We start from the raw sequence: 10,898 nt of genomic DNA on the forward strand, positions 1-10,898 counted from the left end.
AATCACTTTTTTGCCAATGCGACGACCAGGGGTAGAAATTTCTACTTTACCCTGAGCTTGTTTAAACTCCTTGGCTTGCATGTCGTGAATACGGTCAATTCGAGCTTTTTGCTTGGTACTGCGAGCTTTTGGACCTCGTTTTAGCCATTCTAGCTCTCGGCGCAATACCCCTTGATGTTTCCGTTGAGTACTGATGGCTGATTCTTCAGCTAAGGCTTTTTTCTCTAAATAGTAGGAATAGTTGCCAGAGTAAGTATACAGGTCTCCCCGGTCAATTTCGATAATGCGGTTGGTGACCTGGTCTAGAAAATAGCGGTCGTGAGTAATCAGTAAGATTGCTCCACGATAACTATTCAGATAACTCTGTAACCACTCCACTGACATGGCATCAAGATGGTTTGTTGGCTCATCCATTAACAATACCTCTGGTTCCGCTAGCAAGGCAGCTGCTAAAGCAATCCGTTTACGATAGCCACCAGACAACTGACCAATGGGAGCATCAAAATCAACTATCCCTAATTTACTCAGAATAATTTTTGCCTTTGTTTCTAGTTCCCAAGCTCCTGTGGCATCCATCTGCTGGGTTACACTTGAGAGCTGTGCTAGCAGTTGGTTATCCTCGGGATTGTGAGCCAATTTCTGGGAAAGTTCTTCATACTCACGAATCAGAGTCATCTGCTGACCACTATCAGCAAACACTTGTTCCAAAACCGTGTTGTTTTCATCTAAGTCTGGTTGTTGGGGTAAGTAAACAATTTTAGTTTTGGGATTAACCGAGAGTTGACCACTATCAATGGGCTCAAGACCAGCAATTATCTTTAATAGGGTCGATTTGCCTGAACCATTAGTGCCAATTAGACCAACTTTATCCATAGGATCTAGACTAAAGCTAGCCTCTTTCAGGATTTCCTTAATCCCAAAGTCTTTGTGAACTGATTGTAGGGTGAAAATACTCATGAAAAATTTATAGGAAAGGGAGTAGGGATTAGGGAGTAGGGAGTAGGGATTAGGGATTAGGGATTAGGGAGTAGGGAGTAGGGAGTAGGGAGTAGGGAGTAGGGAGTAGGGAGTAGGGAAGATAAATATGTCTTAAGGTTTACTTAGACTGCTATAAATTTATTTAAAAAAAAACCGTTTTCTGGGTAGAAAACGGTTTTTGGTAGTTGTAATTTAACTACTAATAATCAAGTGCAAAATATCAAACTTACTATTACTAACTACCATGAAATTAAAGAGCTTTTGACTATTTTATTGACATTTTGATGCTATTGAGGTACGTTGTTTAGGTCAAAGATAAAGGGAACACTGTGATTCCCCTCACCACCAATAACCAGAACTTTAGGCATCTGAGCCCCACCTTCTCGCCAAGCTGCGATCGCTTCTTTCTGGAGCACCAGTTCACCCCCTTGGGCTTTGAGGGTTTCCGCCAACAGTCGTTGGGCTTCGGCCTTACCCTGAGCGCGATTAATTTCTGCTTGAGCTTCTTGCTCAGCCTCCTGTGCTATATAGACAGCTCGTTGGGCCTGTTGTTCTGCTACCTGTTTTTCTTCAACTGCCTTGGCAAATTCCCTAGAAAAATTCAGGTCAATGACACTAGTATCCAATACTTGGACATCATACTTGGCTAACCTTTCGCCCAAAGCCTTATCAAAATCTTCCTTTAACTGACTCCGTTGGGTAATCGATTCTTCAGCAGTGCGAAGGGCGGCAGCAATTTTAAATGACTCTTGAGTCTGAGGGGCAATAATTGTGGTCACTAGATTCTGTAGAGTTCCTTGTTTTCGTCTGATACTAACCACCTTAGTGGGATCGAGGCGGAAGTTGATGGCAAATCGTGCGGTCAAATCCTGAAGATCCTTTGTGGAACTCTGGGCTGGGACTTCAAACTTCTGTACGGTGACATCATACACATCGACTATAGAGACGAAGGGCAGTTTGAAGTGGATACCCTCAAGCAGAGCGCCATCTCTAGCTTTACCCAAAATACTAAGGACTCCAGCCTGACCGGGATTGATAATTACAAAACAATTAAAGGAGAGGAGAATAACTAATGCTGCGATAATCCCCCCGACTAAAGATTGCAAATTTTGTGGATTTTGGTTCCTCAAGTTTTAATCTCCTTTTGAATTATCCCCTGGATTAATCACAGGGTAATTAAGCACTGATGTTACCAGATAGGGCATTTGCCAGATCTCGTAAGCTTTATGGCATCATATTTTCAGCATACTAGAAAAGTTCGTCTATCAGCTTAAGCAAAGGGAACAGCGGATCTGGGAGTAGGGAACAGGGAGTAGGGAGTAGGGAGTAGGGAACAAAATTCTCAGCAATTCCTAGACGGATTGCTATATCAGCTGATGGGCTAGGCCCAAGCTACGCCGAACAGCTTATGGATCACAGGCTAGAAGCCTGTGCCACACTACTTGAGTGGCCACTGAGCACTGACCACTGACCACTGACGGCTGACCACTGAACGCGCACGCGTGCGCGTAGCGCTTAAGCTGACCGCTGACTGCTGACTGCTGATAGCCTACTTCAAAACCCTATATCTTCCCTAGCTGATTGGGCGGCTAAAAATACCTCTTGATCGGACACTTCTTGCCAATCTAGCTCCCCAATTTCCCGATAAAATTGCTGATCGTAAGCACGGGTCTTGACTACGACTGGCATTGGTACCGCATGTCCTAAAATCAAGGCTTGTTGCTTAGAATCGAGCTTGGCTAATACCGAACGCAAACTTTGGCCACCAGACACCCCAGTAAAAATTGCTTCAATATCTTTATCATCATTTAGTAAACAAGTAATCCTAGTTCCAATTTGAGACATGACTTCGTTATCAATGCCAGAAGGACGCTGGTCTACGACTAACAAGGTCACAAAATACTTGCGCATTTCACGGGCAATAATCCCAAAAATTGTTTGACGTACTGTGGCTGGATCTAGGAAACGGTGGGCTTCTTCAATGGTAATTACTAGGGGACGGGGGCGATCGCTGGCATTTTTCGACTGCAAAAATATTTCAGCTTTTCTGACATAACTGTTATGAATACGACGGGTAATTAAATTAGTTGCTAACATATAGGAAAGCATATTGGATTGGGAACCGAATTCTACCACAACATGCTTCCCGGCATCGAGAGATTCTAAAATTCGATTGACATAATTATGGGGACAAGCACTGCGGATATACTTCAATTCATCGAATCGGCTTAATTTGCGCTGTAATGCCATAATTGAAGACTTGTTGCCTCGTTTGACTTCGCAAAATTCCTGGATTTCTTCATTGGTCATAGACAGCAGTTGCACAATCCAGGATTTGCCAAATTCATTGCGTAAAATAATGGCATTTTCTAGACTAGCTTCAGAAAGATTTAACTCTCCTCGGACTAGGTTGATATCTTCTACTTCAATTTGGTCATAACTTAGATAAAGCTCTTGGGCATCCCGAATCCCTCGTCGTCTGGTGGATTCTGGGTCGAGGGTATAAACTTGTACCTGGGATGGAAAAAGCTGGCGCAACCCTTTGACTGTACTAAATTGTTTCCCTTCCGATACGGCTTCCCAGCCATATTCCGAGTGCATATCAAAAATTAAATTTACTGCTGCTTGCCTACGGATAATCCCAGATAGCAGTAGTCGAGTTAGAAAGGATTTACCGGTGCCAGACTTACCAAAAATCCCGTTACTCCGTTCCACAAACCGATCTAAGTCGATGCATATGGGGACTTCCATGTCAAGGGGTTGACCAATGGAAAAATTCCGGCGATGGGGGTCATCTTCCCAGCCAAAGACTGCCCGAAAATCCCGTTCACTAGCATCGTATACTTGAGAAAAGTGGCTGGGAATTGTTTTTACTGGTAACAATTCCATCTCTTCGCTACTTTGAGCTTGAAAGGAGCCTAAGGGACTTTTTCCATTTAGTTCCACTGGCTGTTGTGACTGGGACTTTTGTGGCGTAAACATTAGCATCGGGGTTAGATTAATCGTACCGTAGGTGCCACTACCTGCGAGTACATCCCGTAGAAAATCATCATTGGGATTAGGAGGATTAACCAGAATCCGCTGACTGGAGGTTCCCAAAGACACATCGGTGAGCATACAGAAGAAACGCGATCGCATTCCCTGGACCACCAGAAATTTCCCCACCCGCATATCTTCTACGGAGACATCGGGGTGTAATCGCACTTCCAATCCAGCAGACAAAGAGCCTTGAATAACTGAACCTAAAGGTTGACTTAAATCCATTACCATAATTCCAGGACTATAGCAATGCTAAATCATTTGGGTGATTGGAAGTAGGGAGTAGGGAGTAGGCTATCAGCTATCAGCTATCAGCTATCAGCTATCAGCTATCAGCTATCAGCTATCAGCTATCAGCTATCAGCTATCAGCTATCAGTTATCAGCTATCAGCTATCAGCTATCAGCTATCAGTTATCAGCTGATGGGATGGGTCACAGGCTAGAAGCCTGTGCCACACAAGCTAGTTGAGGTGCTATCAGCTTAAGCGCTACGCGCACGCTACGCGAACAGCTGACGGCTGACGGCTGACCGCTGACCGCTGACCGCTGACGGCTGACCGCTGACCCCTTAGAGTCAATTATTATTAGTCGATCTCAATTGATGTGGGTTGAGAATCACTAGGACTATCGGAAACTAAAGGTTTGCGATAATCAGCATAGATGCGATCGCGCCAAGCGAAAAAGGTTTCGTAGAGGTTACTATCGGCCAAGCCAGGAATGCCTTTACCTTGATATTGCTGGGGGATATCGAGATAATTCCCATCGGGGAATTTCAGGAGCAGACTTAAACCGGCTACGGCAAAATCTGCTAAGCAAGGGGAGTTGCTGACTAGATAAGGACTATCCAGGAGTAACAGACTCAAGGCTTCTAGGTCTTGCTTGAGACCATCTTTGGCTTCCTTGACGGCATCAGTGCCACAACCGACACCAAACCCTAGAATATCTAAAAATTCCGAGGGTACCGAACCAACTACTGTTTTGAGCAAATCCGGGGTTTGGTTCGGTAGGACCGATTTGCGGAAGTCGGGATTTTGGCTCAATGCGCCATAGACCACTTTCCGGCTTTTGGTACCAATGGATTCATCTGCCCATTCTTCGATCAGTAAACACAGTCCTCGTTCTTTGGGATCGGTGGGGATGATGGGTTTGTCGGGATACTTGCGATCCAAATACATTGCGATCGCAGTAGAATCACTAATCACGGTATCCCCATCTTTTAGCACTGGTACCTTACTTTGACCAGACAGTTGGAATAGTTCTAACTGTCCTACTCCTGGGGTTACCTCAATTTTGCGATAGTCCAGCTCTTTGTAATCCAGAATCAGTCGTACTTTCTCTGAGTATTGGGACAGTTCAAATTGATACAACTCCAGCATGTTGGATCTTCTCGCTGTTGATGTGGGACACTATGCTACTGTAGCGTTTTCACATTCCTCTTCCCACACTTCCCATACTTCCCACACTTCCCCCTCTCTTCTCCCGATTGCCGATTGCCGATTGCCGATTCCCTTCCTATAATTCCAAGGAAACCCCTAGTTCCGGAGTGATGACTTTTGTGGGCAGATTGTCCTGGAGGAGTTGCGATCGCAATTCTTCGAGACTCCCCACTTCCCGCACTACGGAACCCAAAACCCCTTCATACTTGACATTTTCATCAATGGTTGTGGGCAGAAAGACTTGGGGTCGTAACCATTGCGCCAATTGCAGTGCTGTCTTATGCCCTTGAACGATTGGCCCGGCTAAGGGAATTTCTAAGGTTAGGGCTGGGCTAATCACGATATCTACTGGGGCATAATCCTTGACTTCAGCAGGGGGATAGCCATGAGGTTCGTAGTAAAGACTGGTACCACTATCCAACTGCGTGATCAGATAGGCATTTTCCTGCTGGAATGGACCAATGGGTGCTCCTGGCAAGGCTCGGATTTCTAAGTGATTTCCTAACGCAACGGTTTCACCAGGAGTAAGGGGGGTTACCTGGGTATAACCTAGCTGTTTGACTACCTTTGCCGCACTAGTAGAGCCCACCACTGGAATAGTTTTGTCTAATTTTTCCAAGGTTGGGGTATGGGTGTGGTCCTCTAAGCCTTGGGAGAGCAAAATTAGGTCAATTTTATCCGGAATGCTGTTAATTGCTTCCGGTTTGTCCCCTTTAAAGAACCAAGGTAGATTGCCAAAGACCAATGAACCCACTAACCAGGGGTCAATCAGAATCCGTTGCTCTGGAAGTTCCAGTAGCCAGGTGTTTGCGCCGAAATGGGTGAGATACATAGTTTAGAATGTAGAATGTAGAATTTAGAATTTAGAATTTAGAATTTAGAATTTGGAATTTAGAAGTCTGCCTTCACCATTCACCATTCTGCCTTAACCATTCTAACTCAATTCTTCATTCTGCCTTCTGCCTTCACCATTATAACTCAATTCTGCCTTCTTCATTCTGCCTTCTTCATTCTGCCTTCTTCATTCTGCCTTCTTCATTCTGCCTTCTTCATTCTTAATTCTTCATTCTCAATTCTTCATTCTGCCTTCTTCATTCTTAATTCTTCATTCTTAATTCCCTCGTAAATATCACTAAAGTTAATGGTAAAATCGATAGTACTTAATTCCAAAATTACATTTTCTGATGTTTGCTCAGTCAGTAACCATTGTCCTTCAATAGTTTTGGTATGTTGAATAACATGATATCTGGCTTGGTCTATTAGTATATATTCTTTGAATTGGGGAATTGAGCGATAGTAGAGAAACTTCTCTCCTTGGTCATAATTTCTAGTAGATTTAGATAAGACTTCAACAATTAGCAAGGGATTCATGACAGTAGTCTTACCTTTGCCGGTATAGATCGGTTTCCCCTTAATTACCATAAGATCAGGATAAGTATACTGACGATAATCAGGTATCCACAATCGCACATCACCGATATAGATATCGTAGTCTTTTCCTTTTAAGGCAAACTTCAAGTTAGCGGCAAAATTGAGAGCAATTTTATTATGATTGGTGGTTCCTCCAGCCATCGGTATAATTTCTCCATCCCGATATTCACTTTTATACTCAGCAGCTTCTTCTAGTTCTAAATACTCGTCTGCTGTGTAGTAGCGTTTTTTGTCTTGTAATAGCATCGTGTTTTTATTTGATAATAGGGAATAAGAATGTATAATTTAGAATTGATAATGAAGAATTTAGAATGTAGAATTTATAATTGGTAATTATTCATTCAGGGTAAACGCATTTTATTCTGAAATGCCTACTGGATATGAGATTGAACCGATAAGTATTTATGCTGATTAATTTTGAAATCGCTTCTGAGTAAGGCTTCTAGAATTTAGATGCGTTTGCCCTGGCGTAGCGTGGCCTACAGCCAAGCGCGAATCCGCATTAATTAACTTGGTATTCATAGCCGTCAGCCCTAAAGATTGTTTGCAAATATTTTGGATGTACATCAATCTTCTGAGCAGAAGTTTGTTCGCGTAGCGGAGGCCGTAGGCCACGCTTCGCGAACGGCTTTGCCGAAAGCACAAAACTCGGACGATAACGAATAGCAATTCGCCCTGTGTATTGCCCAGCATACTTCCCTTTCTTGATATCAGCTTTGACAATATCCCCTGTCTGAAAGCCTCTAAAAAACTTAGCAGCAGGTGCATGAGCCTTTGGAAAACCGTACTTATCTGGACGGCATCGCTGACGAACGCCATGACCTTTGGCTGTAACCGTTAGTGGTTTCACTCCGCTTAGTAATAACATCTGTGGGGTAGACTTACCTACACAAGCAGCATCAGTCCAATGGGTTTTCTCAATACCCCTAGTTTTCCGGTTGAACTTAGTCAAGCCGCCAGAACCTACCTCAATAGGTAGCTCTGTTAGTTTTAGTCTTCTGAACAATTCCCATCGGGTTGCGTTAACTGCTGCTGCATCTTTTAAAGGGTTTTTGGCTTTAGCTAATACCTTTTTGAGTATTTCCGGCTTTTTTCTTAGGAATTTCTCGATCGAGTCATTACCTTTTTTCTGATTGCAGCTTCTGCACGCAAGAGTTAAATTACTAACTCGATTGCTACCACCTTTTGATTTGGGGATAATGTGCTCAACCTCTAAGGGAGTATCAATAGCGCCACAGTAAACGCAGTTATGTCCCCACTTAGTAAGTAAATACTCTTTTACCTCAAATCCAAATAGCTCACCGTGTTGATATTCAACTCCTGATACTTCTGGGTTTTGCATTTTCTGAGTATCAAATCGAACTAATTCTTGAGATATTGCGGTTATAGGACACAACTTGATCAGCCGCCTAACCCAAGTCTCAACATTGAAAACTCGACTCATTAATGATGGTGGCAACCAACCGTCAGGGCGTGTTCGGTTTAGAAATCTTGGCTGACGATATCGGGTTTTGCGATTCCGTCTACCACGTCTTAATGCTCGTCGAGATTCTAGAGCCTTCTTAATCTGTTGACCTCGATGGTTGATTTCTAAAGCATTGGTAACCCGTCCAGTTTGCTCACAAACAATAGCAATACCTGTTGTTTTTGAGCCGGGGTCTATCTTAATTCTGTGTGAATGAGTAACAGAATCATCGATAGACCGATCTGGCATGATGATAGTGAATGGGTAGCGTTTGAAAACTTTAGCCCTCCCTTTCTTAAGTAGTTCTCTAGCTCTCGCTGGATGACAAGGATCTAGAGGTTGTTTGTTTTGATCTAGAACGAAAACTCGCATTACGCACGAACACTCCGATAAACGGGTAGAGTTAGCCTCGACAATGTTATTCAACCTTGTTAGGTACAACTCACTGGTTTAACTCGTTACGCCTGTTTAAAGCTGTACGACAGTTGCTACAAACTGGCACGTATTTGTAGGTGTCATGAGCTGAATAACGTAGTTCTCTAAGAACTTAGTCTGGTCACGACAGAGCAATCAATCTCCCGCTATAGTCCGAAGGAATTAGCGGCGAGTTCGTGACGGACGTTTTCCATCCACATTTTCAGTATATTACACAAAATTTATTATTATAACATATTTTGAAAATTTTTGTACCAAATTCTTTAGGGCTAATGTTATCGCTCTACGCCTAAGCCTTCACCGGTCAGCGGTCAGCAGTCAGCAGTCAGCATTAAGCGGTCAGTTGTCTGCTTTGTGGCACAGGCTTTGGCCTTGGCCTTTTGGCCTTTTGGCCACGCTACGCGAACGGCCACGCGTGCGCGTTTGGCCACGCTGTGCGAACGATGCTGGGACTTTCCTCAGATTCAACAAATGGTTACCTGTTTGATTCAAAAGCACCATCTGTAGTGCATAAACTCATAGCTGTTCGCGTAGCGTGCGCGTAGCGCTTAAGCTGATAGCTGATAGCTGATAGCTGATAGCTGATAGCTGATAGCTGATAGCTGATAGCTGATAGCTGACAGCTCCCTATCTCCCTAACATTGCCTCATAAGCCTTTTCCATTTCCCTAGTAAATTGCTTACCATTCCACAAGGGGGCAGTTTGTCGAGATTGTCGCAGTTTCCAGGAAATCTGTTGTCTCAGGGCTGGGTCTTTGCCTAAGCGAATCCCCCACTCGATATACTGATCATCTGTCCAGGCAATGCCTTCGGTGATTCCGGCATTCATCATCATGGTGTAACTGTTGCGAGCAACAAACTGTTCTCCCACTCTGGTGACTAGGGGAATACCCATCCACAGGGTTTCCAGGGTAGTAGTGGCTCCATTGTAGGGATAGGTATCCAGGACCACATCCGCAATGCCTAAGTTGGCACGATGAACGGCTTCCGTAGGGACTTCTGGTAGAAACCGGAGGCGATCGCAGTCTACCCCTTCTTCTTCCGCAATCTGGTTAAAGAACCGTGTGATCGAGTCTTGGTCAGATTTGCCTTTAATCAAAAAGTAGCTATTGGGGACCGCTTTGATAATTTTCATTTGCAGCCTTGTGGTATCGGGATTGCGCTTGTATCCCTTCTGACTACTGAGATAAATGGTGGCATCGTTGGGAATATCCAGGTGGTCCCGACGTAAGCTCGGTACACCCACTTCAAACCCATCCACCGCAATATAGGTTTGGGGTAAGCACCAGATTTTCTCGGAATAGTAAGCCTGAGCGGAATCTGGTAATACGTAGGGGTCAGCAATCACGTAATCAATGGCAGGTAATCCTGAAGCATCCCACCCTAGCCAGGTGACTTGTACTGGTGCCAGTTTCAGGGCCATGACTGCACAGGTGATATCCAGGGTGATGCTATCAAGGTCAACTAAAATATCCAGTTGATCCTGATAAATCTGCTCAGCCACCTCTAGAACATGAATCCCTAATTTGCGAGGATGGTCTACTTGATTGATATACCATTCTTGGACGTTATCGTTTACTAGCTTGTAGTCTACGAAATAGCCATAAAGTTGAAACCGCTCCCGGTCATGATGCTCAAACAGCCAACGAGCTAGCCACCCCACGGAATGCCGTCTTAAGCAATGACACAGGTATCCGACTTTTAAGGGTCTAGTAGTTTTTCCTCCGTCCTCAATTCCCCCCTTATTAAGGGGGGTTAGGGGGGATCCCTGCTCCCTATTACAGGGATTTTCCGATGAATTGACCTCACTACCTTCAGGTGCAAGCCCCCTAAATCCCCCAATTCTGGGGGACTTTAACTCAATTGCCCCATCCTCAATTCCCCCCTTATTAAGGGGGGTTAGGGGGGATCCCTGGTCCCTATTACAGGGATTTTCCGATGAATTGACCTCACTACCTTCAGGTGCAAGCCCCCTAAATCCCCCAATTCTGGGGGACTTTAACTCAATTCCCCCATCCTCAATTCCCCCCTTATTAAGGGGGGTTAGGGGGGATCCCTGCTCCCTATTACAGGGATTTTCCGATGAATTGACCTCACTACCTTCAGGTGCAAGC

8 protein-coding genes and 1 pseudogene are annotated in these 10,898 nt (G+C 44.4%); 1 reads left to right on the top strand and 8 read right to left on the bottom strand.

Going from position 1 to position 10,898, the window contains the following annotated elements; translation table 11 throughout:
* The 4 genes from LYNGBM3L_RS48105 to LYNGBM3L_RS31260 form a co-directional block, all read right to left on the bottom strand.
* Positions 1-957, bottom strand: a 957-nt coding sequence (locus tag LYNGBM3L_RS48105; protein WP_044495555.1) for an ABC-F family ATP-binding cassette domain-containing protein, incomplete at its 3' end; no start/stop codon positions are given.
* A 308-nt stretch (positions 958-1,265) separates the two neighbouring features.
* Positions 1,266-2,108 (bottom strand): prohibitin family protein, encoded by an 843-nt coding sequence (locus tag LYNGBM3L_RS31250; protein ID WP_008190859.1) that lies wholly within the window; start codon positions 2,106-2,108, stop codon positions 1,266-1,268.
* A gap of 424 nt (positions 2,109-2,532) precedes the next feature.
* Positions 2,533-4,242 carry a helicase HerA domain-containing protein gene (locus LYNGBM3L_RS31255; protein ID WP_008190861.1) on the bottom strand — a complete coding sequence of 570 codons (1,710 nt, stop codon included), beginning with the start codon at positions 4,240-4,242 and terminating at the stop codon, positions 2,533-2,535.
* A gap of 360 nt (positions 4,243-4,602) precedes the next feature.
* Positions 4,603-5,394, bottom strand: coding sequence for a glutathione S-transferase family protein (locus tag LYNGBM3L_RS31260; RefSeq protein WP_008190864.1), 792 nt, complete (start codon positions 5,392-5,394; stop codon positions 4,603-4,605).
* On the opposite strand from LYNGBM3L_RS31260, the gene LYNGBM3L_RS45300 reads away from it, so the two are divergent.
* A complete protein-coding gene (locus tag LYNGBM3L_RS45300; protein ID WP_161603213.1) occupies positions 5,393-5,536 on the top strand; it encodes a hypothetical protein in 144 nt (47 codons plus the stop codon). The genes LYNGBM3L_RS31260 and LYNGBM3L_RS45300 overlap by 2 nt on opposite strands.
* On the opposite strand, the gene LYNGBM3L_RS31265 is transcribed toward LYNGBM3L_RS45300, so the two are convergent.
* From LYNGBM3L_RS31265 to LYNGBM3L_RS31280, 4 genes and pseudogenes are all read right to left on the bottom strand, one after another.
* Positions 5,531-6,286 (bottom strand): MBL fold metallo-hydrolase, encoded by a 756-nt coding sequence (locus LYNGBM3L_RS31265; RefSeq protein ID WP_008190866.1) that lies wholly within the window; start codon positions 6,284-6,286, stop codon positions 5,531-5,533. The genes LYNGBM3L_RS45300 and LYNGBM3L_RS31265 overlap by 6 nt on opposite strands.
* Before the next feature lie 245 nt (positions 6,287-6,531).
* Complete coding sequence (locus LYNGBM3L_RS31270) at positions 6,532-7,131, bottom strand: Uma2 family endonuclease (RefSeq protein ID WP_008190867.1); 600 nt, start codon at positions 7,129-7,131, stop codon at positions 6,532-6,534.
* A gap of 256 nt (positions 7,132-7,387) precedes the next feature.
* The gene (gene iscB, locus LYNGBM3L_RS31275; protein ID WP_008190869.1) at positions 7,388-8,722 is read right to left on the bottom strand and encodes an RNA-guided endonuclease IscB; all 1,335 of its coding nucleotides are present in this window, start codon (positions 8,720-8,722) and stop codon (positions 7,388-7,390) included.
* Between the two features lie 690 nt (positions 8,723-9,412).
* A pseudogene (locus LYNGBM3L_RS31280) lies at positions 9,413-10,495 on the bottom strand (O-linked N-acetylglucosamine transferase, SPINDLY family protein); the annotation flags it as partial.
* Positions 10,496-10,898 lie beyond the last annotated feature (403 nt).

The organism is Moorena producens 3L, from assembly GCF_000211815.1.
GTDB lineage: Bacteria > Cyanobacteriota > Cyanobacteriia > Cyanobacteriales > Coleofasciculaceae > Moorena > Moorena producens.

Coding starts and splice junctions, on each gene's coding strand:
- LYNGBM3L_RS31265 (WP_008190866.1), bottom strand. CDS start 6,286: ATGTATCTCACCCATTTCGGCGCAAACACCTGGCTACTGGAACTTCCA.
- LYNGBM3L_RS45300 (WP_161603213.1), top strand. CDS start 5,393: ATGTTGGATCTTCTCGCTGTTGATGTGGGACACTATGCTACTGTAGCG.
- LYNGBM3L_RS31260 (WP_008190864.1), bottom strand. CDS start 5,394: ATGCTGGAGTTGTATCAATTTGAACTGTCCCAATACTCAGAGAAAGTA.
- iscB (WP_008190869.1), bottom strand. CDS start 8,722: ATGCGAGTTTTCGTTCTAGATCAAAACAAACAACCTCTAGATCCTTGT.
- LYNGBM3L_RS31270 (WP_008190867.1), bottom strand. CDS start 7,131: ATGCTATTACAAGACAAAAAACGCTACTACACAGCAGACGAGTATTTA.
- LYNGBM3L_RS31255 (WP_008190861.1), bottom strand. CDS start 4,242: ATGGATTTAAGTCAACCTTTAGGTTCAGTTATTCAAGGCTCTTTGTCT.